This window comes from Mesorhizobium sp. M7A.F.Ca.US.008.03.1.1, from assembly GCF_003997495.1.
GTDB lineage: Bacteria > Pseudomonadota > Alphaproteobacteria > Rhizobiales > Rhizobiaceae > Mesorhizobium.
This window is the reverse complement of sequence record NZ_RZRU01000010.1, coordinates 138,134-161,083: the sequence shown is the minus strand read 5'-3', so window position 1 is coordinate 161,083 and position 22,950 is coordinate 138,134. Positions and strand designations below refer to the sequence as shown.

19 protein-coding genes and 3 pseudogenes are annotated in these 22,950 nt (G+C 57.2%); 4 read left to right on the top strand and 18 right to left on the bottom strand.

The window, feature by feature from the left end; genetic code table 11:
- Window positions 1-26: 26 nt before the first annotated feature.
- On the top strand, window positions 27-725 hold the full coding sequence (locus EOA16_RS16170; protein ID WP_063169295.1) for an OmpW family protein: 699 nt from the start codon (window positions 27-29) through the stop codon (window positions 723-725).
- Between the two features lie 307 nt (window positions 726-1,032).
- Here the strand turns inward: EOA16_RS16170 and EOA16_RS16165 are convergent, their stop codons facing one another.
- From EOA16_RS16165 to EOA16_RS16130, 8 genes and pseudogenes are all read right to left on the bottom strand, one after another.
- Window positions 1,033-1,233: a hypothetical protein gene (locus EOA16_RS16165; protein ID WP_244514237.1), complete on the bottom strand. Its 201-nt coding sequence runs from the start codon at window positions 1,231-1,233 to the stop codon at window positions 1,033-1,035.
- A gap of 905 nt (window positions 1,234-2,138) precedes the next feature.
- Window positions 2,139-2,794, bottom strand: a pseudogene (locus tag EOA16_RS16155) (IS630 family transposase); the annotation flags it as partial.
- A gap of 68 nt (window positions 2,795-2,862) precedes the next feature.
- Window positions 2,863-3,097, bottom strand: a pseudogene (locus EOA16_RS16150) (aldehyde dehydrogenase family protein); the annotation flags it as partial.
- A gap of 308 nt (window positions 3,098-3,405) precedes the next feature.
- Entirely contained in the window at window positions 3,406-3,654 is a 249-nt protein-coding gene (locus EOA16_RS33540) for an aminotransferase class III-fold pyridoxal phosphate-dependent enzyme (RefSeq protein ID WP_063169297.1), read from the bottom strand.
- Window positions 3,615-3,842: an aminotransferase class III-fold pyridoxal phosphate-dependent enzyme gene (locus EOA16_RS33535; protein WP_263485461.1), complete on the bottom strand. Its 228-nt coding sequence runs from the start codon at window positions 3,840-3,842 to the stop codon at window positions 3,615-3,617. Before EOA16_RS33535 ends, EOA16_RS33540 begins: the two co-directional genes overlap by 40 nt.
- Before the next feature lie 221 nt (window positions 3,843-4,063).
- Window positions 4,064-6,046, bottom strand: coding sequence for an argininosuccinate synthase-related protein (locus EOA16_RS16140; protein WP_063169298.1), 1,983 nt, complete (start codon window positions 6,044-6,046; stop codon window positions 4,064-4,066).
- Window positions 6,043-6,987 (bottom strand): DMT family transporter, encoded by a 945-nt coding sequence (locus tag EOA16_RS16135; RefSeq protein ID WP_082826572.1) that lies wholly within the window; start codon window positions 6,985-6,987, stop codon window positions 6,043-6,045. Before EOA16_RS16135 ends, EOA16_RS16140 begins: the two co-directional genes overlap by 4 nt.
- 657 nt (window positions 6,988-7,644) lie before the next feature.
- Entirely contained in the window at window positions 7,645-7,863 is a 219-nt protein-coding gene (locus EOA16_RS16130; RefSeq protein WP_029354714.1) for a helix-turn-helix transcriptional regulator, read from the bottom strand.
- A gap of 109 nt (window positions 7,864-7,972) precedes the next feature.
- Here EOA16_RS16130 and EOA16_RS16125 point away from each other — a divergent pair, with 109 nt between their 5' ends.
- Window positions 7,973-8,239 (top strand): DUF2285 domain-containing protein, encoded by a 267-nt coding sequence (locus EOA16_RS16125; RefSeq protein WP_063169299.1) that lies wholly within the window; start codon window positions 7,973-7,975, stop codon window positions 8,237-8,239.
- A gap of 438 nt (window positions 8,240-8,677) precedes the next feature.
- Here EOA16_RS16125 and EOA16_RS16120 read toward each other — a convergent pair whose 3' ends face one another.
- Window positions 8,678-8,911, bottom strand: coding sequence for a helix-turn-helix transcriptional regulator (locus EOA16_RS16120; protein ID WP_082826573.1), 234 nt, complete (start codon window positions 8,909-8,911; stop codon window positions 8,678-8,680).
- 115 nt (window positions 8,912-9,026) lie between these two features.
- Here EOA16_RS16120 and EOA16_RS16115 point away from each other — a divergent pair, with 115 nt between their 5' ends.
- Together EOA16_RS16115 and EOA16_RS16110 are read left to right on the top strand one after the other, a co-directional pair.
- The gene (locus tag EOA16_RS16115; RefSeq protein ID WP_063169301.1) at window positions 9,027-9,308 is read left to right on the top strand and encodes a DUF2285 domain-containing protein; all 282 of its coding nucleotides are present in this window, start codon (window positions 9,027-9,029) and stop codon (window positions 9,306-9,308) included.
- Between the two features lie 438 nt (window positions 9,309-9,746).
- Window positions 9,747-10,703 (top strand): IS481 family transposase, encoded by a 957-nt coding sequence (locus EOA16_RS16110; protein ID WP_063169302.1) that lies wholly within the window; start codon window positions 9,747-9,749, stop codon window positions 10,701-10,703.
- A gap of 175 nt (window positions 10,704-10,878) precedes the next feature.
- Here EOA16_RS16110 and EOA16_RS16105 read toward each other — a convergent pair whose 3' ends face one another.
- From EOA16_RS16105 to EOA16_RS16065, 9 genes and pseudogenes are all read right to left on the bottom strand, one after another.
- Window positions 10,879-11,616, bottom strand: coding sequence for a LuxR family transcriptional regulator (locus EOA16_RS16105; RefSeq protein WP_082826574.1), 738 nt, complete (start codon window positions 11,614-11,616; stop codon window positions 10,879-10,881).
- Between the two features lie 870 nt (window positions 11,617-12,486).
- Window positions 12,487-13,893, bottom strand: coding sequence for an aminotransferase (locus tag EOA16_RS16100; protein WP_063169303.1), 1,407 nt, complete (start codon window positions 13,891-13,893; stop codon window positions 12,487-12,489).
- A gap of 190 nt (window positions 13,894-14,083) precedes the next feature.
- Window positions 14,084-14,504, bottom strand: a pseudogene (locus tag EOA16_RS33195) (transposase); the annotation flags it as partial.
- A gap of 483 nt (window positions 14,505-14,987) precedes the next feature.
- A complete protein-coding gene (locus EOA16_RS16095; RefSeq protein ID WP_063169304.1) occupies window positions 14,988-15,494 on the bottom strand; it encodes a TIR domain-containing protein in 507 nt (168 codons plus the stop codon).
- Window positions 15,495-15,503: 9 nt separating this feature from the next.
- Entirely contained in the window at window positions 15,504-16,364 is an 861-nt protein-coding gene (locus tag EOA16_RS16090) for a DUF4231 domain-containing protein (RefSeq protein WP_063169305.1), read from the bottom strand.
- 1,402 nt (window positions 16,365-17,766) lie between these two features.
- Window positions 17,767-18,264 (bottom strand): Lrp/AsnC family transcriptional regulator, encoded by a 498-nt coding sequence (locus EOA16_RS16080; protein WP_063169306.1) that lies wholly within the window; start codon window positions 18,262-18,264, stop codon window positions 17,767-17,769.
- A gap of 493 nt (window positions 18,265-18,757) precedes the next feature.
- The gene (locus EOA16_RS16075) at window positions 18,758-20,281 is read right to left on the bottom strand and encodes a fumarate hydratase (protein ID WP_063169307.1); all 1,524 of its coding nucleotides are present in this window, start codon (window positions 20,279-20,281) and stop codon (window positions 18,758-18,760) included.
- Window positions 20,282-20,308: 27 nt separating this feature from the next.
- Window positions 20,309-21,742 (bottom strand): NAD-dependent succinate-semialdehyde dehydrogenase, encoded by a 1,434-nt coding sequence (locus tag EOA16_RS16070; RefSeq protein ID WP_063170369.1) that lies wholly within the window; start codon window positions 21,740-21,742, stop codon window positions 20,309-20,311.
- Window positions 21,743-21,935: 193 nt separating this feature from the next.
- Window positions 21,936-22,862 (bottom strand): LysR family transcriptional regulator, encoded by a 927-nt coding sequence (locus EOA16_RS16065; protein WP_063169308.1) that lies wholly within the window; start codon window positions 22,860-22,862, stop codon window positions 21,936-21,938.
- Between the last annotated feature and the right edge of the window lie 88 nt (window positions 22,863-22,950).

Here is a 22,950-nt window from a genome sequence, read left to right as displayed (position 1 = left end):
TTTCTGAACATCAAGGAGTGAATCTCATGGCGAGAACGCGAATGGGCGTAGCGCGGGCAACAGCAGCGGCGGTGGCCCTGATCATGGTGGGACAGCAGGCCGTCGCCGCGGAGCCTGCGCAAGCAGAGACCGTCCTGGCGGAGACGGGAGCCTCGGTCACCGAAGCGCCAATCCCTTGGCAGGTCCGCCTGCGGGCGTTGGGCGTCGTTACGAAAGATCTGGGCTACGTTGATACGCTTCCCGGCTCCGGTCTTTCGTATTCGGACACGGTGACGCCGGAACTCGATATCTCGTATTTCTTCACCGACAACATCGCCGCCGAACTCATACTCGGTACCACTTATGCCAACATCGCGGGCCAAGGGACGATCGGAGGGTTGGGCAACATCGGCAAAGTTTGGCTGCTGCCGCCGACACTCACGTTGCAGTACCATTTTACCGATCTCGGCGCGTTCAAGCCTTATGTCGGCGCCGGCGTGAACTACACGATCTTCTACAACCAGGACACTGGCAGCGCTGATGCTCTCAAGGTGAAGAACACGTTCGGCACGGCGCTGCAGGTCGGATTCGACTACATGGTGGACCAGCACTGGGGCCTCAACTTCGACGTGAAGAAGCTTTTCCTGAAGCCGGACTTCGACGTCACGGTGACCGGCGCGAAGCTGACGGGGAAGGCGGAGCTCGATCCCTGGCTGATAGGCGCAGGTGTCACCTACCGCTTTTGAATATCAGAGTGAAGTCTGCTTCCCGACTGCCGGTTTAAATGAAGGGCGCCTCGCGCGCCCTTTTTTACGGTCGACACTGCAGCGCAAGACCTCATGAAGCTATTGTCGGGCGGGGTTCTCTTCCGGCGGACCAAGAAGATGCACTGGCCAACCGGCCTTGCGCCTGAGGTGGAGTGCTTAGAAGCGCTTTGGATCGGGACGGGCTTTGGTATTGTGGGTGGAATGCTTCAGCCAGACCATTTGCCAGCATCGTCTCCCGGACGTCATGTGTGAGCTTCTTTGTCAGCGCAAGGCGAACACGGATCTCCTAGCAGGCCGTTGAAGAAGTGTCCCGTTTGGCCTTGAGGATTGCCTCGTCGCCGTTGTGATAGAAGGTGATGTCGATGGAGCCGTCGTCGAGCAGTTCAGCATGGCCGTCGCCTGTGACCTCGTCCATTTCGTCGAATCCGACCCATGTGAAGAAGACCGTCGACGGGCCGTAGCCGAGTTCGAGGGTTAGATGAGCCAAACGCCAGTGGGGCGTCCTGGGGACGACGCGCGCGAGATTCTGGTCGTGGTGGCCAGCCCAATACGATGTGAGAAGTTGCTGCCGGTGCGGGTACCGGAGGTCGCCGATAGTGACAGCCGATGTTCGACAGCGGCAAGGACATGCTCAGCCGTCAACGCGCCGAGGGCTTGGCCGGGAATGGTGGTGATGGAACCAATCCAGAAAGCGGCGGCTGCCCAGGAGAACGCCTTCGCGGGACTTTGACTCCAGTCCGCACACCCTGCTCAGATAGTCCGAAAAAGAGGTCAGAAGCGGAGCATCCGGATTATTATCTACACTGGGAACAGAAGCATGGAAGCGTTCTGGAGCCACTCGCCGCGCGTTTACCAGTGCCGACACTGCTCCAAGCTGACTATCTGCCATGACCACCTGCCGAACGTAGTCCGTTGATGCCACCGGTACCCTTCGCGGTCTGCTCCAGCGGGAAGATCGGGTCTGATCGACCCTGCTGACCTGTGCGGCGGCCTCTCTCGCTAGGGCGTCCCCCTTCCTGTCGTCCTCCTCCGCCGCTTTCGGCTGCTTTCGGCCCGCCGCCCTCGCCAAGGCGTCGTAGTCGGTAAGCGCGTCCTCCGTCTCCTTTAGGGGCTTCATCGCGTGACTAGAGTTTAGCGCGTGTTTGTAGGCGGCGGACCGAATGGTCGTCGAAATGCCACTCAGCGCCACCGCAAGATGCCCTAGGGCTTCCGCCTCATGATCTGACAGCGGCACGTCACGATTAGAGCCGATTGCCCTGCCTTCTTCCAGTTTCACAATGTTTGTAGTCATTTCCTGCTCCATCGCGTTGACTGAGATACGATGGAGACGGAAGTGGAGAACAAATTTTTACAAGCAACTAAGATGATATTCTCGTCAACGGGACAATAGTGGACGTTGAGGGCGGCGAACAGGGTGGTGGTGCCGTTGCGCTTGTAGTCGTGCCTCATCGTACCGAGCCGCCCCTTCTTCATCGGCAGGCCGGGTGGGTGCGGTCGAGCGCCGGATCTGGCTCTTTTCATCGACCGACAGAACGATGGCATGGGCCGGCGCATCGAGATAGAGGCCGACGACGGCGCGCAACTTGTCGACGAACTTCGGATCATTGGAGAGCTTGAACCTGGCGCCAGCGGTGGGGTGCGAGACCATGCGCCTTCCAGATGCGCCTGACGGCGCTGGCGCTGATTGCGGCGGCTTGCGCCATCATGTCGGCGGTCCAGTGGGTCCTCTCGCCCGGCGGATCGGCAAGCGTCAGTGCCACGACGCGCTCGCCGACATCGGGACCGAGCGGCGGAATGCGCCACTGTCGCGTCTTGTCGCGCAGCAGCCCGTCACAGCCTTCCGCGGCAAAGCGCTCCTGCCAGCGCCAGACGTCGGTCTTCGACTTGCCGATGCGGCGCATGACCTCGCCGGTGCCGACGCCGTCGGCGGGCAAAAGCACTATCTCGGCGCGCCAGACATGCTTTTGCGGGGCGTTGCGATCCCTGATCAGCGCCGTCAGACGGACGCGATCGGCCGACGAAACGGTGAACGATCTTCCTGTGCGCATGCGCCAGACTCGCACGCGCAGGCCAGAAAGGGAATCTCTGATTGGACTCCTATGTCAGGCGGGAACCACTAGACGCCGAGACCGCCGATGCAGACATGTTTGGTGTCGAGATAATCCACGATGCCCTGGAGGCCGCCTTCCTTGCCGAGGCCCGATTCCTTGACGCCGCGGAACGGCACCTCCGGCGTGGTGATCAGGCCTTCATTGACGCCGGTACTTCAGTCCTTCCATCACGCGGAAGGCGCGACCGAGATCGCCGGTGTAGAAGTAGGCCGCGAGGCCGAACTCGGTGTCGTTGGCGAGCGGCGTGCCCGACCTGAGACATGGGTGACGTTTTGTACCGGACACGGATGAAGTGCACCCCTCGGGTGAGCGTTTGCTCGATAATATCCACTGAAGTGAAGCAGTCGGTCTTAATGCTGGAACTCATGCCACCCGACCGACCCGGGAATTCGCAGCAGCGGCGCCGTCGAGTGCAGAACGAATGCCGTCAACCAAGGGGTCGATCTCGCTTTCGGTGATTATATAGGGCGGACAGATTCCAAGCACTTCTCCCATATTGCGGATCATGACGCCGTGCTCGCGGCACCGCCGCTCGACATCGCCGATCCTCAGCTCGGGCGCGAAGACGCGACGGGCGCACGATCCTCGACGATCTGAACCCCCGCGATGAAGCCGCGGCCGCGGGCTTCACCGACAAGCGGATGGTCGCCGAGCGCGTCCGCGAGGGCTCCATGCAAGTGATCGCCGAGACGACGCGCCTGGGTCACGAAATCGATCTCGCTGTAGATCCTGATCGCCTCGGCGGCGACGGCCGCTATCACCGGATGACCGGAGTAGGTGAAACCGTGACCGAACACGCCGACCTTGTGGGCCTCGTCAGCGGCGCATTGATAAATCTTGTCGAGATAATGACGCCGCCAATGGGCAGGTGACCGGATGAAAGCCCCCCGGCGATCGAGAGCATGTCCGGTTCCATCCCAAATGTCTGGCTACCAAACCAGTTCCCGGTGCCTCCGAAGCCGCAGACCACCTCGTCGGACAGCATGAGGATAATTTCTCACTTTCTTGCGAAGATCGGGGGTGTCCACGGTCATTCGTATTACGCGAGATCCGCGAGGCCAAAAACCATCATACCAGAGAGGCGAAACTGCTATCTAGGTGTTTAGATGCAAGAAATTAATCCTGCATTGTTCCCGCACCAGGAACACCCGAGAGGATACCAAGCAGTATTGAACCTTGTTGAAAATGCTCTCGGCGCGCTGGGCGTTATAATTTCTCGAAGGCGATCACAAGGACGTCGCGATAAGCGTACGGCATTTTCAGGTTTTCGGCCACAATCGACGATACATCGTGAAAGGTTTCGCGGTCGTTGCAGATCACAAAATCATTCGGGGAGTTCATTTCGACCTCGCCGAGGAACTCCTTTGAGGCGTCGGTGATCATGCTCATGCCGCCGGTGACGTTGACCCGCCCAATCATATAGCAAGCAATGAAGTCCACCCCGTCCTGGTGAAGGCCCTCGGGTGCCGGTTTGCCATTTACACCATCGCGCGCGACAATCCGGTAGGGATGGATCTTGATATTCCAACGATCATGTCGGGCGGCTTCACATAGAATTCTGCAGAAACCTGTCAGAATCTTTTCTAAGACGGGATGGTCTATAAAGGAGTTTTCAAGGGGCTCGAAGTGGCGCTTGAAGCCGCCATTCAGATGATTGACACTTTTTGATTGTTCGTAGGGGGCGTGGGGTAGGAGCCTAAAGATTCCGTCAGTCGCGTCATATTCAAAAGCGCTATAGCGCCGGTAACGATATGTTCCGCCGTCACGCATGTATTCATCGAGAAGAAGTCGATTCCAATGGTCAGCAAAGTTCTTCCAGGCTGCATCAATTTCGATGCCAAAGCAGGCTTCGGCGCGCTCGCCTTTTGAAAACCACCATCCATTTGTCACCAGACCGTCAGTGCATTGTTGACTGAGGTTGGCCGGCGCCTGGGGTGCGTTGTTTTCCACGGGTGTCTCCCTTTTGGTGACTTGGCGAGGACGGAACGCTTTGGACAACGCTATGTGGGTTGCGGCTTGGTATTCCCAAAGGTCGCGGTCCCTAATGTATCTCGGCGTCCTGGCTCGGATCGACCGAGGTAAAAAGCGTGTGTGATCGACTATGTAGCTGACGCTCCCGCTAACGCCCTCGAGGGCGGATGCAATGGCCCGTTCGCACATCTGGTGAATAGTACTGCCCCATGCACCTGAAACCGCCTCTTGGGACCAGGCTTGCTCAAGCCCTTGCTTCAAAACGATTGATGCCACGTCAAGAGAAGCGGTTTCGAGGTGACGCAGCGCGTCGAAGATAATGGCCGCGGCAGGGGCCTCGCGGACTTCGAGAACCTTTTGGCCGGTTGTGATGTGTTCAAGCCCGACAAAGCGGCCGTGCCCGAATTTGCCGACCGTGTTATTCAGGAACGGGATTGCGTCGACCAATGCAACATCACGGTCATCAATTGACACGAGACTTCCGTCTGCAAACCCGAGTTTGATCTCTACCGGCTGCTCTGCGGGAATGTGGCGCGTCCAAGCAAATGCCTCCTCGGGGATGGAAAAGTTCTCGGGATCTTCCAAAGGCCCCGACTCGAATTCCCGACACCAGAGGTTTTCGTCCGCGCTCCACGTGCGGTCCGCCACAAAAGTCGCTCCACACTTGGACAGGTCGGAGGTCTTCTGTTGTCGGGATATCACAGAGCATTCATACGGACTGCCGAAGTTGCCGGAAAATCCTGAGCGCTTAATGCTATTGTTAAGGCGCGGAAGACTGTTTTGAGAAAGGTTTGCTGTATGAAGAACCAGCCGTGAGTTGATTGACCTAGCATGATTAACAACCAAAGATGCGATTATGGGACGGCTCAACGAACTGCTCAACGGATAGATGCCAAGGTACTTGGCGTGGGCTCGAATGGCTGATTTCACGCCTTGTTCGACAAAGGCATCCCGCCCTTCGAGGCAGACAAAGCGCGCGCCGAACATGGCTGCCGTCCGTTCCAACAAAGGCTGATCGATGCGCGTTCCGACATCCGCTGCGACAGCTTCAATGTTCGCAAAGCCAAGGCTTTGCAGCTTGTAGAGAAGATAGGTGCTGTCGAGACCGCCGCTGAACATGGTTGCAACTGGTGCGGTTCGGTCCGGAAAAGCCTCCAGATCTTCAAAACTCGAAATGCCGCCGATGGCGGGTTTGGTGGAAGCCAAGATGGGGTTCATTTGGATGTCCTGCTCTCAAACCAGATGCCAGCAAACGTCGCAGCGAGGACGAGGCCTGCGCCTATCAAGCTCGGTACTGTCAAAGGCTCATTCAGAAGAAGGTGCGCTAGAACGAAACCAAAAAAAGGTTCTGTTCCCATCAAGAAGCCAACCCGTGTCGGTGTGGATTTTCTCACTGCGGCATTTTGAATGTAGAATGCAGCGAGGGTGCAGAAGAGTGCAAGGAAGGCAACAGCGCCCCAAAACTGAAGGGTGGCCCTCACAACAAGGCCTGAAATTCCGAACTGAGCGACGGCCAAAACGAAAGTAAGTGTTGCCACCGTCGATCCTTGGATGGCCGTCAGGGCTGCAGATGAAATCTGCCGGCCGGCCAGAAGGCGTTTGGTGGAAACGACCATAACCGCTCGCAGAATCGCGGCCCCCAAGACAAGCGCGTCACCCGGGCTGAACCTGCTGATCCCGCCAGTGAGAATGCCGACACCGATGCACGCTATGGCAGCACTTGCCAAAATGCCCGTAGGTGGAAGTCGCCGTGATAGCCCATAGTCGATGCTCGGCGTGAAAATCACACAAAGCGATATGATCAAGGCCGTGTTCATTGCGCTTGTCGATGCAACGCCGTAAGTTTCAGCAATAAAGATGCAAAAAAGTATTGTTCCCAATGCGAAGCCGCGGATGAAATCGCCCCAGGAGACCAATGCGATCTCATGTCTTGCAGCCACTGCCGTAATGATCGTAGTAATCAGGAAGCGATAAAGAACAAGTATCGAAACCGGCGCGTAGAACAGTGCGCCTTTCCCGACCGGATAGCTCGCCCCCCAAACGAATGCGACTCCCAGCAAGGCTAGATCCACCGAGAAAGATGGCGTCCGTGTTTTCCTGACAGGTATTGGAGAACTTTCGAAAACGTCCACCTTCAAAGTTTCCTTTGTGTTAGCCATCCACCCCTGCTGCGAGGGTCAAACAGATCAGGTCGTTCAGCCTCTTGGGCGATCCGTGCCGCGGCGTACTTGTTTTTGGTAACGCAAGTGCCGTGCCGATTCGGAAAACCATTGCTAGACAACAACCTGGTCGCCTTGATAGTTCGGCGGTTCATGTCCATTGTTGTCAGAATGCCGACAATGACTTCAACTGCAGGGATCCTACCGGCAGGGCCTCAAGGCGAACACGCGGCTCCAAGATGCCGACACGATGGCTGGTTCAGCCATGCTTCGACAGTTGCCTGTTTTTTCAGTTCCTTTGCTGTTCGTGCGCTAACCGCAACGCTCCATACTAGTCTCGCGTGGCTGTCCCCGTGGGGTGGGCGGCAGAAAGCGATTAGGCCCGCTGAAAGAGGCGAACCGCATCCGAAGGATCGTAACCAAGAGAAGGACCTGAAGCGAGAGCGAAGGTTGCGGGAGGCCGCGGCGGGCCTAAAAGGCAATGCCGACCGCCCCAGGAAAGGCTGACAAAAACCGCAGCGGCCGACTGTCCAATAGGGTGCGCCGGGCCAGGGCGAGCCAAATGGCAGGGGCTGCCGGGGGACCCTAAGAAAAGCCTGGGTTCACGAGCACCCGGCGCGCGCCATCAGGCGGCCAGCTACTTGGAGGGCGGGTGTATCATGCCTGTTTGTCGGGCCGAACCAGATCCATGTGGCTGACGCCGAGGGCCAATGCCAGTTCATAGATCGTGATAATTGTCGGATTTCTTCGGCCTTTCTCCAAGCCGCTGATGTACTGCTGACTGAACCCGGAAATCTCCGCAAGCTGCTCCTGCGTCAGGCGCTTCCTTTGCCTGATCCTCTGCACATTCCGTCCGACCAACTTGCGCATATCCATGCACGCAAGCCAGCGGATCAGGCGGCTTGAGTTTATCAACTATAATATGTAATCCACATTTAGCAGGCACAGGGCTTCGCGGGTCCATTGGCCGGAGATAGAATTAGCGATGTTGCAGCCCAGATCGAACACGCCGTTCGCCGACGAGGTCCCCTGGTCGGACCGCATTACAGCCTACGACAAGGACCACTTTACAACCTATATGAGGCTCCTGGACGCCTCGGCCGACAACGCCACTGAAGAGGAAATGGCCAAAGTGATCCTCGGCATTGATCCGGCACGCGAACCTGAGCGCGCACGCAACGTTCTTCGCAGTCATCTCGACCGTGCAAACTGGGTGGTGACGAGCGGCTACAAGGATTTGTTCGCCAGTTGACGAAATGGGCGGTGCGGTCGCTTCGCTTCAAGCAACGAAGTCGCGCAACCGCCATGCATCGACGTATCACCACAGCGCGGATGGCCCAGCGCTTCGCTGTCTCATCATTTTGTCCTCCGCTCGCCAATGGCTGCTTCCCAGGAATGGGTGCGGCGGCGAATCATGACAGGAACGGGTCCGCCGTCTGAGCCGCACCGCATCCGAAGGGCCGGATGGACAACCTACTGAAAGCTCACAGCTGGCTAAGGGTTGCGGGACGCCGCGGCGGGCCTAGAAGGATGCGGCGCCACCTGCTGAGAAAGGCACAAAACAGAGCGAATTGCGAGAGTCTAACGACGCGCTAGGAGGCGCAGCGGAATGGTCGAGACGCCAGAGCCAAGAAAATCGGGGCTCGACCCACCGGCACACGGCACGCGCGGTGATGGGCGCGGGCGCCCACTACGTGCGCAGGCTCAACAGAATCTCACACGGATCAGCATCGAGGGCCGCAGTTACGTCGAGAAACTCAATGACATCGAGACGCCGTTCGCCACCCTCATATTTCGCCACGAAAGATTGCGGACGACCAAGCTTCTCAGCCACCTGCGCCTGCGTCAGCCCTTTGACATTGCGCAGTGAGATCAACTGGGCCAGAAACCGCTGGTGGCGGGGAGATCGAAGAGATTTGGGCATTTAGGTGAACCGGCAGGTAGAGACCGGCTCAGCGACTAATCCCCGTTTCGGATTATCCCATTTTGGGATATTCTGCCTTGGATCCAGCGATCAACATGCGAGGTTCGCGGCAGACATGAATCAATCAACGGGAACAGATAGGACTCAAAGCTCAACACTGCTCGACGAAGTCCCTTGGTCTGACCGTCTTACCGCCTACGACAGGGCGCACTTTACCATCTATATGAGGCTCCTGGACGCCTCAGCCGATGAGGCGCCCGAAGAGGAAATGGCCCAACTGATCCTCGGCATTGATCCGGCACTTGAACCGGAGCGCGCCAGGAAGGCGCTTCGTAGTCATCTCGACCGTGCGAACTGGATGGTGACGAGCGGCTACAAGGAATTGTTCGCCAGCTGACAAATTCGCAGTGCTCGGTCATAGAAGCGTTCCTGTGCCATTGGTCAGGCTGATCGGGGCCTGCACCACAGACGCGCCGGCAAAATGGACCCGGTGGCGAGCACAATTCAGTTCCCAGGAAATCGGGGTTTGGCAACTGTCCGAGCGTCTGACGTGATAGAAGGTTCCGCTCTGTCTGGATGGGTATTAGCCCGGAGCAGCACTCCATATCGTACCGGCGCTCGACGAAGGGTCCACCTCTTCGCTTTCAAGCCGCATAACCGATAGCCATCGCCCTAAGTCAAGGGTTAGAGATTACCGGCAGGCAGGTATGCAAGCGGGCCATCCTCGGAAACTATATAACCGCACGACTAGCTGTGAGCTTTCGGGAGGTTGTCCATTCGGACCGGACCGGGGAGACTGGAGTTACCAAGCTTCAGCACTCACCGGAGGGTCCGAATGAACATCCATAAGAATGCCCGTCTCACACCGCTGCGTCGAGAGGAGATGGCGCTGTCGGTGATAGAAGGCGCTTTCTCCAAAGCCCATGCGGCGCGTGTCTACGGCGTGTCGGCCAAGATCGTGGCGCGCTGGGTCGAGCGCTACAAGTCCGAAGGGCGGGCCGGCATGATCGACCGTTCCTCGCGGCCCGCCAATATGCCGCAGGCCACCGCTGCGTTGATCGCCGAGCGCATCATGGCGCTGCGGCGGCAACGTTGGACCGGCAAGCACATCGCCCATGAGGTCGGCGTCTCGCCCGCCACCGTTAGCCGGGTTCTCAAGCGTGCCGGACTGTCGCGGTTGCGGGATATCGAACCGGCCGAGCCGATCCGACGCTACGAGCGCGAGCATCCTGGCGAGATGATCCATATCGATATCAAGAAGCTCGGTCGTTTCGAGCGCATCGGTCATCGCATTACCGGCAAGCGCACCGGCAATGCCAGCTCGCGCGGCAGCAGTTGGGAGTTCGTCCATGTCTGCATCGACGACGCCTCCCGCATCGCCTTCTCGCAGATCCTGCCCGACGAGAAAAAAGAAAGCGCCATCGCCTTCCTCAAGGCGGCGGTGGCCTACTACGCCAGCCTCGGCGTCACGATAGCCCGCGTCATGACCGACAACGGCTCCTGCTACAGATCAAAGGCCTTCGCCAAGGCCTGCCGCGATCTCGGCCTCAAGCACGTCAGGACAAGACCCTATACACCCAAGACCAATGGCAAGGCCGAGCGCTTCATCCAGACAGCACTGCGCGAATGGGCTTATGCCATCGCTTATCCGACTTCAGATCACCGCGCCGCAGAGTTGCCGGTCTGGCTGCACAGATACAATTGGCACCGTCCCCACGGGAGCCTAAAGTCCAAAACACCTATCAGTCGCCTCGCTCTAACCGAGGACAACCTGTTGAGGCTCCACAACTAGCTCGTCAGCGACGACACACCCGCTCGAGCACCCATAGACTATGATCACCGGCGCGGACTGGAAGAATACGGCTGCATCGCCCGAGCCGGCGGAACAGAAGATCTCGGCATCCAGTCAACGCTCGATACAAAGCGCGCGATCGAATGGCCCGAGCACAAGGGGATCAAAAAGCTTCTCAGACAATTGAGGACCCTTCGGACCCCAAAAGGGCTATAGCCTGATTTTGGGTTCGCACGCCTAGCTTCTTCTTGGCATTGTCCAAATGAAAAGCGATCGTGCGTGGCTTGATACCCAAGATGCGGCCGGTCACCCAGGCTGAATTACCCCGCGCTGCCCACCTCAGGCACTCATATTCGCGGGATGTCAGCGAAACCCCATCCACTGTTCGATCGCTCGGCAATTTGCGGCGAACGCAACGATGAAAGCAGGCCGCCATCAGTTGAAGAGCTTGTTCGTACCGCTCAGCGACCCGAAGAAATACTGGACGAGGCTCATCGGCGGCAAAAGTAACCGCAGCGATGCGGCCGCGGAGATCGACAATTGGGATCGTCAAACCGCAGCAGATGCTGAATTGAGCCGCCTCATCGAATAGCTGCTGTTGAGCCGGCGACATTTTATCGCCTCCCAAATTCGATCCCCAGTGAAACGGGCAGCCGCCATTTCGAGCACGCAAGACCACAGGATCGAGTTTCTCATACTGATTTTCCAGATACTGTCTGGTCCAGCGGGGTGGATAGTTTGAAATTAACCTCGGTTTGCCGGAAGGCCGTGCTGGCAAGGAGAGGTAGGCAAAGAAGATTAGGTCAAGTCGTCCGGCCGCCTCAGCCATGGCATCCCGGAAATCTGCCTCATCGATACTCTGTGACAGTCTTTCAAGGAATGTCTCGAAAACAAGTGGCATGTGCCTCGTCATCGTCGCGCTCGATTCTTCCTCTTTCTGCACGCCTTCCGGCTGCGTCGTGTATGTCCCGACAAACGTGATTGAATTCGCGGGCGTCGCTGGGCTGACCGGGCTCCAGAATGCTGCCACACTTTCGATCTTCGTCGGTCATCCCAATCATGCTGGGCTCACCCGATGGGCGTCTGGCAGACGCCTCATGATCTCAACAGCTCAATCAGAGAATCTCCATGCATTAAATCATGACCGCCCCTGCACCGACCAAATCAGGAGAAATCATCCTGCGCTGACCAAAAGCCATCATTGACCCCAGCTTTTGCAGGAATTTGGGTCGGCATTAGCATAACAATTCGGATAGCCGCTCATCCCCCACCCGGGGCGCCGTGATCCGCAAAGAAGTGTTGCGATGCTTTCTTTTCTTTGATAGGCAAATCGTCTCAACAATATTAAAATGCCTTTCCTTGTGAACGGGGTGGCGTGTGAGTATCGTCCTTCTATATACCTGACGTGATAAAATTCACCGCAATGATTATGGCCCGCTGCAATGATGTAAAGGGCACGTCTAAGCTCAATCTGCATCGGAACGTGCAGATGACCTTTACCAGACCCTCGATCCCGCACGGGCCATAATGATACTGATTACGTGGGTCAAAAAGGGCGCCCTGCCGGCGGGGAGGTACACCCGCAGGGCGCGCCGCACAGAGGTCCTGGTCGTTGGGCAACAGGACAGCGGCGGCAGAACTGATTCGGTTACAAATCGTGACTGAAATAGCCCGGAGCATGCTCAAGATCAGATATCTGGAATTCAACAGTTTTGGGTCTGCTCGGCGCAGTAGCGCGCAGGGACATGCCTGCCTCCGGACTCGCTCCTTCGCGATCGCAAAATCATACGGCACCCTCGGCCTTCAGCGCGCGATAGGTGGTATCGACCGACTTTACCGTCGCGTCGACAATGATGTCGATCTCTTTTCGGGTAATGATCAGGGGGGGGGCATAACCGAGGATGTCGCCATGCGGCATGGCCCGTCCGATGACACCATTCTCAAACAGAGCAGCTGCAGTGCGCACCCCGACCTGAAGGTCGGGTTCGAATGGTATCCTTTGTTTTGGGTCCCGCATCATCTCTACGGCCGACAGGATACCCACTCCGCGAACTTCACCAACGATGGGATGTCCCGCCAGCTCGGCCTTCATCCGGTCTTGCCAATACGGTCCAACATCGCGGACATGCTCCAGAATATTTTTTTCTTTAAGCAGTCGAATATTGGCGAGCGCGGCTGCGGCACAAAGCGTGTGCCCCGAATATGTCCAGCCGTGGCCGAGTGCGCCGTGCTTCTCAGTTCCTTGTTCCAAAACCGACCAGACACGGTCGCCAATGATTGACCCGGAGATGGGGAGGTAGGCGGAACTCAAACCCTTTGCGATGGTCACGAAATCCGGACGCATGTTATACAGGTGGGAACCGAACTTCTCGCCGGTTCGCGCGAAGCCACAGACCACTTCATCCGCGATTAGAAGGATATCGTATTTGTCGAGCACCGCTTGAATGGACGTCCAGTACCCTTTGGGGGGCGGCACAATACCTCCTGTCCCAAGTACCGGCTCTCCGATAAAAGCTGCAACCGTTTCCGGTCCTTCGGCCAGGATCAAGGCTTCAAGCTCATCGGCACAGCGCCGGGAGAACGCTTCCTCGCTCTCCTCGACACGCGCCTGGCGGTAATAGTGCGGCGTGGTTGTATGGCGCACCAAATCCAGAGGCAGGTCGAAGAAATTGTGAAAGAAGGGAAGGCCAGTTAGGCTACCCGTGACCAATCCAGACCCGTGATAGCCGCGATTTCGCGAGATGATCTTTTTCTTTTCGGGCCGGCCAAGAATGTTATTATAGTACCAGACCAGCTTGATGTTGGTTTCGTTGGCATCGGAACCGGAGAGGCCGAAATAGACCCTTCGCATGTTCTGACCGAAATACTCGACCACGGCCTCTGCCAACAGGGCGACCGGCTCCGTACCTTGGCTGGCATAGACGTGCGCGAACGGCAATTCGTGTGCTTGCCTGGCAATGGCCTCGGCGATCTCCGTGCATCCATATCCCATGTTGACGCAGTAGAGTCCTCCGAAACCGTCGAGGCTCCTTCGGCCTTCGGTGTCCCAGATATAGACGCCTTCCGCACCGGCCATAATCCTATTTGGCGTTTCGCCTCGGCTGTGCTTGGCCAGATGCGTAGAAGGATGGAAGACGAAGCTTCTATCCTTCTCCCGGAGTTGCTCGGTTCCCAGATTGCTCAAGCGCATGTCCCTCTCCTCGCGATAAATTGGCGGAGGGCACTCGGCCAGCCACCTGTTTAGCAAATAGCATACCGGAAACGTCCCTTGAGTTTCTCGGGAATGCAGGTTATTCGCCGTGAAATTCGCGGGATCGGCCCGAATTGCCGTGAAAACTAAGGCGTCACCTTCGCCTTAGCCGAGGGTCGGGGGCGCGTCCTGCAAACACGAACAGCTTACGACGCGCATGCGCCCAGCATAGTGCCCGATTAGCGGGCGATATTGACGGATGAATAGCGCTCGGGACGCTGTTCCCGCCGGCCGCGCGAGGCACGATAGAGCGCCGGCGGCCATGTTCCGCCGAACTGCCGGTCATCCCTTACATTCTGACGGTCCGGATCGGTCTTGCCCTTCCCAAGGGTGGTAATGAGGTGATCAGGGGCAAAGCACATTCGCCTCGATCAGCAGGCAGCGGGTTCCGTGCCGCGGCACAGGCTCCAACCTGGTTGGCCAGCGCTGAGAGGCTGAGGTCGTGCCCTCGCGCATATTGATAGCTTTGGCGGTGCGGCGGCTGGTGCTCGGCAGACTTCTCGAAGGAGCATAGCCAGAAGGTTCGGCCCGGCAAAGACGCGCGGCGAGAGCTCCTTGCCATTGACATCTTGATTCGCAGCCGACCAGCGCCGCCAAGTTCTATCGTCAGCGTGTTGCCTTTCTTGCGATCGCAAATTCGTGGTTGCTGCGCAGGGCGAGCCGAGCTGCGGCTCGCAGGAGGGGGCGAGCCGACAGAATTGCGCGGCCTGAAAAGCTGCCTCCATCAATGCTGGCCGCTCGTGCAGTCTCGAAACGCTGGATCAAGCCTCAAACATCGAACAGCCGCTCCTTTTCCTCGCGAAACCAGCGCCCTCGCGCGACATGATCTTGTCTGACGATCCGACGCTTCGAGCGGGGCTCCTCTAATAGGTTGCACATGACCTGCAGCTTTCAGCCAAACTCAGCAAATCGGACGTCGTGCTCTTCTTATCATCGCTCGGCAAGCTCGGAACACGCTGGCGGACGTTGCTAAGGCTAGTCGCCGCCAGCGGATGGCGAGGATGTTTGGGCGGCTAAGTGCTTTTAGGTGGCGATTATAAGCCGAGATCGCGATAGGTGCTTTCGCCATAGCTCCTGGCGCCATCGCCACGCTGAGCGTTTGAAAGCCGATGAAATTCGCTCGGCCAATTGGCTAGCGCGTGCTTGATGGCCTTCATCTTGAACGGCACGTGCACAACACATTTGTCCCTGATGATAGGCGGACAGCTCACATCTTGTTGCCGCGAGCCGTTAAGGTTTGCTGCGATTATCGGCAGACCTAGATCAAGAGCCAATTCCATTTCCCAGCGCACGAAGCGAAAAAGGTTTTTCGTCTTCTCACCGATCAGGACAAGTACCTGGCTCGATCCATTCATTCTGTTGCGAAGATTGCGTTTAACATAATCTTCGTCCTGTGCTCGGCTCGTCATATTGTCCAGATCGTGAGCGTTCGCGAATTCAAAACTCACATTCTCGCTGGCGTTCCACCCTTTCATAAAGCGGTATGCCCAAGCGTCTTCATCGCCGTCAAATATTACATAGGTCGGATCGCTGTATGCCATTGTTGTCTCTTAGTTGTTTTGACGAGCAACCCACTGGGTGTGCTCCCGTGAGAAAGCCAGTTCGGCTTCGTTCACCGCGGCGGAGAATGCCTCATCCGAGTTGGCGTCCGTAATAAGGTCGGCAGTCAAGCCGATCTCGTGAGCTGTCAACGTGTAAGCCGATGCCAATTCGTTAAATTTCTTGATCTGGGTCCACCCAATAAGGGAGGCGGCGATGACAATTAGCGGCTCGGTCGGCCAGCCTGGCATCGCGGGGTCAGCGATGCGTACTACGATGAACGAGAATCCCAGAGCGTATGCAAAAATACCAAGGCCCATCCAGACTTTCGCGGACCTCTTGTTCGAGCGCGCCTTCTTCTCGTACCACTTCCGTTGGTCGCAGATTCGTCTCTGCAGATATAGGTCTTTTCTTTCTTTTAGCGGGGAGTCCCTTATCGACATCATCTGGTCGGTTGTTTGGGGGGATGCTGAATCGGTGCCGCTCAACGCGCTACCAAGGTGACGATTGCTATCAAGGATACCTTCCATGAGCTTTCGAAAATCAGCTCTGGCGTCAGCGGCGCGCGCGTCATCGAACGGCTGTGCTCGCATCGCGAAGCGCCAAGTCAATGTCTTCACCGACTCTGCCAGAGCTCGAGCCTGATACCAGACCTGCTCGGGCTTTGTGACCGACCGGAAAATGAGGACTCCCATTGAGCAAAGAAATACCGCAGCATAGACACCGAAATAGGCTTTTGATGGCGACAAGTCCAAAGAGAGCACCGACGCTAAAAAAAGAAGAACGTACTCTGCCCGGATCAGGCGCAGAAACGTCGCCTGCTGCTCGTTGGATGCCACGTCGGCGCTATTATAGAGTCCAGGATATTTCATTTTTGAAGCACACCAGTCTATTTTGTGGCGGTAAATTCTTTAAGCCAGGATTTGGCAAACGTGAGGTTAGCAGTCGAGCTTACAGAGCCTATTCTTGAGCGAGGCGCGGTCCCTCTGTTCATAAACAGGAATGCAGGTCCTGTCCCATCAATGTAAGGGTATAGGCCCAAAAATTCTTGCCCGGAGAATGTTTCCGAAGAATTTTTTGCCACGGGCAGAACCGCTACCGCGGTCCGAAACCCATCGAAAAAGCCAAGCTCCCAAGGCATCCATCTGGATCCTGGAGAATTGTTTGAATGCACATAGATTAGCGTCTTTGACTGCCTCATACGGGTCCGCAGCAACTCGGCGGTGGCCGAGGAGACTTTTGTGCGGTCCAGTTGTGAATCTTCGACCCAATCTACGTAAGCAGTGAACCCAAGCTCCTCGAAAATTCGCTTCACACCGAGAACGATCTCTGCGTCCTTGAAAGAATGTGACAGAAAAACGTCGAATGACGATCTGGCTGTAGCTGCGGCCGTCTCTTCCTTTAGAACGATCGATGCGGCTCTATGTCCTCGACTGGCATTCGCAACTCTTTTCAGCTCTGCCTCGGTCAGTAGCACTATTCAAATCCCCCCATGATCTGTTCGCAATCTATGAACTTGACGCCCATTCGATTAAGCGACCCTTGTCTTGTGAAAACTGGCACCATGCTCTCCAGCCGGTAGCGCAACCTCCACCTTCTCAAAGACCACGTCGGGTGGCAGGAGTGACCGGCCTTGTCACCCACCTACGCGATCCCGGCACAGCCATGCTCCTCGCTTAGAAGGCTGCGGAGACCAGCAATGTCAAACAGGACAGACGATCTCCTAATCTCGAACAGCAACGAACTTAGGACGTAAAAACGCGATCTCCGAATGTCCGCAGGCGTCGAGGGCCGGGTTGGTCGCCAAGGCCGAGCGGGCCAGCTTGCACTCCCGCTACCCGTCGGCTTGCCAAACCCTCGCTGTAGATTTCGCCCCCTACACGGATGCGCTGACCGCGACTAAGCTCAATCGCCACTGATCGCCAATCCAGGGCGAAAGTTCCCCCCTTGAAGTAGCGGTAGAGGCATTTTTCGGCACTTCGCATCTTAGATATGGACGCCTCCTCAACCAGGCACGATCCGGTTTGGCTTCTCGCCGTAACCGTGCTGGGCAAGTGCGTCCGATGGCTGCTTCGATCCTCTCCTGGAATAGATCGGTTCCAGATTGCTCAAGCGCATCGTCCTTGCTCGCGATCAACTGGCGGATAGCGCTCGGCCACCTTTTTCCAGCAATTAGTATACCGCAAATGTCCCTTGAGTTTCGTCGGAATGGGTGCCTTTTGCCGACGAATCTACGGGATCCGTGCCAAACGCCGTTGAAACTTAGCTTTTGGGTTACCGTTGCCTCAGGGCGGACAAAGGTATCGGTGAATTGGACTTCACTGGTTTCGTGACGACAAGGCTATAGTATTGATCAATCCCCAAGCCTGCCTGCAGCAGTCCCTCCATGAAATCCTGATAGGCGGCCATAGAACGAGATGCGACCCGCATCAGATAATCCACGCGCCCCCCAATTGCCCAGCAGTCCAGGATTTCCGGAATGTCTTGGATAGCAGTTTCGAAGTGTCGTTGGTCCTCAAGACGATGACGATCCAGCACGACCTCCACCATCACAAAGATCATGCCGCCGATGAGGGCAGGACTCAGCCGCGCATAAAATCCCTCAATAATCCCCGCGGCCTTGAGTGCTCGGAGCCGCTCCGAACAGGCGGACGCCGAAAGATGAACTCGTTTTGCAAGCTCACTTTTTGAAATCCGACCGTCTGCCTGAATTTCGGAGAGGATCCGCAGGTCCCAACTGTCGAGTTGCACGGGATCGGGTTTCGACTTCATAACCTATGCTCTCAGCGATGACATCGCGTTGTGTGCCGATCAATTCTATCATCAATTGAAACGAGCGAATGTAGCAGTGGAAGGCATCCGTTCCAGGCCCGAGATGTGCCAGAATGGGGTACGAAAATCAGCTGAGGGTGAGCGATCCGCTGAGAAAAGCTGCAGAAGTAATTTGGCTATCGCCCCAACGCCCAACGGGGCAATGGTGCAGCTGGAGAGAATAGTCGGCGGCGGCGGAGACCATGATAAATAGATAACCGATTTTCTTGAATCTCGCTGCCGTACTTGATAGACGCGCGACTGCATTCGACCCTCGATCGCATGGACGGCATACTCAATGCAGTATTCACTCGCACATTCAACTATTAGGGTGAATTGAAGGCCTTGCTTGGCCGGCTCGCCGAGGCGCAGGGCACCGCAAATGCCGCTCGTCTTATGGCTTGCCCGATAATTTGGCGCTCGGGTCTGGCCGAAATCGCCCAACCGGAAAGACTCAAACACCGATGTTGCGTGCGATGCTGTCGGCTGCCATACGCTTACGCCACTCAAGAGGCCCGGAATTGTGAATGGAGTTTCCCTCAACATCGACAGCCATGACGACGGGCATGTCCTGCACATCGAATTCATAGATGGCTTCCATGCCCAGGTCTTCAAAGGCGACAATCCGCGCCGCCTTAATCGACTTTGAAATCAGGTACGCAGCGCCACCCACTGCAGCAAGGTATGGCGTTCTGTGTCTTACAATCGACGCGATGGCCGCCGGTCCCCTCTCCGCTTTGCCCACCATCGCGAAAAGGCCGGTTTCGGCGAGCACCTTGTCCGTAAAATCGTCCAAGCGGCTGGAGGTTGTTGGACCGGCGGGTCCAACGACTTCATTCCTCACTGCCCGGACGGGACCGACGTAGTAGATCACGCGGCCCCTCAGATCGACTGGGAGCGGCTTGCCGGCATCAATCAGTTCGACCATTCGTTTGTGGGCAGCGTCACGGCCCGTCAGCATCTTTCCAGAAAGCAGGAGCGTTTCACCGCAGCGCCACGATGCCGTCTCTTCCTTCGTAAGCGTATCTAAATTGACCCGCCGGACGCCGGCTGGGTTCAATTCGTCGGCTCCGATGTCGGGCCATTCGCGCAAATCGGGCGGCTGGAGGCTGATGGGTCCAGAGCCGTCCAAAGTAAACTTCAGGTGCCGGTTGGCGGCGCATTGCGGGATGAGCGCCACAGGCTTGGACGCTGCATGAGTAGGATAGGTCGCAACCTTGACGTCAACGACTGTCGTCAGACCACCAAGGCCTTGGGCGCCGATACCAAGCGCGTTGATCCGCTCATAAAGCTCAATCCGCAGCCCCTCTTCTGCGCTTGACGCCCCCCTTGCGATCAGTTCCGCCATATCTATGGGCTCGTTCATGGCCTCCTTGGCCAGCAGCATCGCCTTTTCAGCGCTACCACCGATGCCGACAGAGATCAGTCCAGGTGGACACCACCCGCTGCCAAGGGTCGAAACGGTATTGACCACCCAGTCGGAAACGGAGGCGGTGGGATTGAGGGTGGTAAAACGTGCCTTGTTCTCCGACCCGCCGCCTTTCGCGGCGATGGTGATCTCAATCTGGTTACCTTGCACCAGGTCGACATGGACAACTGCCGGTGTGTTGTCGCGGGTGTTGACCCGTCTAGCGAGGGGATCCGCAACGATCGATGCCCGAAGGGGATTGTCCGGATCGAGATAGGCTTGACGTACGCCCTCATTCACAAGATCCGCGAAACTGGCTGTTGACTTAATGCGGGCATCCATGCCGACCTTTGCGAAGACAACCACAAGTCCGGTGTCCTGACAAATCGGGCGCCGCCCAAAGGCCGCCATGCGGGAGTTCAGCAGAATCTGACCTATGGCATTCTTCGCCGACGGGCTCTGTTCTCGCGTGTATGCGTGAGAAAGAGACCGGATATAATCTGGAGGATGATAGTACGAGATGTACTGAAGGGCGTCGGCGACGCTCCTTGTGATGTCGCTACCGGCCATGGTCCGTGTTCTGTTTCCCACCGGATTTTATCCAAATGAACCGAGGCCATTGACCATTTTCAGAATCTGGAAGCTTCGCACCCCCTGCTCGCCGCCTTCATATCCATAGCCGCTTTGTTTGACTCCTCCATAAGGGGCATCAGCGGAAACCCCTTTCAGGTAATTCACACTAACAGCGCCCGCAGAAAGACCGCCCACAAGCCTCTGTTGCGTATCGGCCGCGCCAGTAAACAAGTAGGCGGCCAGACCGTACTCCGTGGCGTTGGCTTCATCGATCGCCTCTTCGATCGTATCGAAAGGAGCCACGGTGAGAATTGGTCCGAACGGCTCTTCATGAAGCACTCTCGCTTCCTTCGGTACGCCAGTCAGGATGGTTGGCGGCCAGTAAAACCCCGGTCGGTCAAGGGGGATGCCACCGGTCTCGATTTGGGCGCCGCCCTCTACCGCATCTTTGGTCAGGCGTTGCATGGCCTCGATTCGCCGCGCGTTTGCCATGGGACCCATCTGCGTTGCAGGGTCATCCGGTGGACCGATCCTGATTTTTCGGACCGCCTCCGTCATCCGGAACAGGAATTCCTCATAGCGGGATCGGGCGACAAGAATCCTGCTGGGCGCATTACAACTCTGGCCCGCGCACTCGAATTTGTATTCCGAAATAGCCGGTATCGCCGTTGCCAGGTCGGCATCTTCGCACACAATAACCGGGGAATGTCCACCGAGCTCAAGGATGCAGCGCTGCAGATTATTCGCGGCCAGTGTGGCCAGCTGTTTCCCAACAGCGGTCGACCCCGTGAACGTCAAGACTTTGACAATTGGCGAACTGAGCAGATGCCGTGATATATGCACAGGAACACCGAACACCAGGTTGACCACGCCTTCCGGTATCCCTGCTTGACGCAAAGATTCCACGACATGGACAGCCACGCTTGGCGTCTCTTCGGCCCCTTTGAGGATCACCGGGCAGCCTGCCGCCAGCGCGGGGGCGAGCTTGCGGGCGATGAGAACGGCTGGATAGTTCCACGGCGTAAAGGCAGCGACGACACCGAGGGCCTCCGGGACGATCATCCTGTTCGGACCCAACGGAATCGGGGTCGACAACTCATCGGCATGCCGGCCATTCCATTCCAGCGTTTCGACTGCGCGCGCGTACTCTCCTGTTGCTTCGGCAATCGTCTTTCCCTGTTCGGACGACAGGTCCCTGGCTGCGGCGCCAGCTTTCTCAGCCAGATTGCTGGCGGCAGAGACGAGGATCTCGCCACGCTCTTTGGCGGGGCGTGAGGACCACGCCTTGCGGCTGCGTTCTGCCGAAGCAAGAGCTTCATCCAAGTCTGGAACCGTAGCCGAGGCCACTGAGGCAAATACCTTCTCCGTCGCCGGGTTGATCACCGGCAAAGTGGCTCGGCTACCACCGGCTCGCCATTTGCCATTAATGAAGAGCTCGTAGCTCCTGGCGTGGGACATCGCGGGCTCCACTTGTGATTCTGGCCATGCGAGCGCCGTTTCAATTTTCGAAGCCGCTGAGCTCGCTTGAGCCAGTTTCATCGCGATGGTCGCAGCGGGTCAAATATCGATTAGTGCCTAAATCCATCTGGAATCCAGATCGATCTGTTCCGACAGGAAGGAAGTCATGCCGTTGTTTACAGATCGATGGTTCTCAGGTCGCGTCAGGAGCCGATGCTACCCAGCCCCGGCTCTCAATCAATTCTCTGGCGACCTTCGGAATGAGCTTGCGGACCGCAGAAACGGCCGCAGAACGCTCATCTTTGGGATTTACAGCAAGCACCACGGAGCGGGTAATTACCGGATCGACTATCTTGACCGTCCGGACCAGCCCTTGAGAGGCTTCTTTCTGAACGGCAGACGGGGCGAGAATAGAATGCGCTTTTCCCTCTACGACCATGTTGATGATCGTTGAGAGCGAGTCCACTTCAAACTTGACGTCCATCGCGCAACCGTGTTGTGCGACGACATCAGCCACCGAACGCCTGACATTGTTGTTGCGCATGGGAACCGCCAGGGGGAATGCATGCAGGTCGGCCAGAGATATCGCATCTTCAAACGGTGGCTCGCCGGACGGAACCACCAGACAAAGGTCTTCGCGCGCTAGCACAGTCATTCGCCCCACACTGTCCGCAGTGCGGTACAGAACCGCCAGATTGAAGCGTCCAGCCGCCATCCATTCCTCTAGCGGTCCCGTCATACCCTCGACCATCTTGAGGGACACCTTGGGCAGTTCGTGTCTTACCGTCTCAAGCAGCGGACCGCTCAGGACGCGAGCAGCTCCAGACGGAATGCCAATAGTCACCTCCCCGGCGGGGGAAGCGGCTGTGTTGGTCAATTCCACCTCGGTAATTCGAATTTCTTTGAGAATCGCCCGCGCCCGCTCCAGGAGTTTGGCTCCTGACGCCGTCACGCTCACGCCGGTCCTGTCGCGTATCAGCAGCTGAGTGCCGAAGCCTTCCTCCAATTGGCGCACATGCAGACTCAGCGCACTCTGGGCGACATTCAGAAAGCCAGCGGCCTTCGTGAAACTGCCTGCTTCGACCACGCCAACAAAGTATCTTAACTGCCTGATTTCCACGGGTACTCTTCCGAGGGCGGACTGCAATGATGTAATCTATCTCGAAATGTGATGGCGCGACAGCAATAATTGCAGAGCGACATGACGC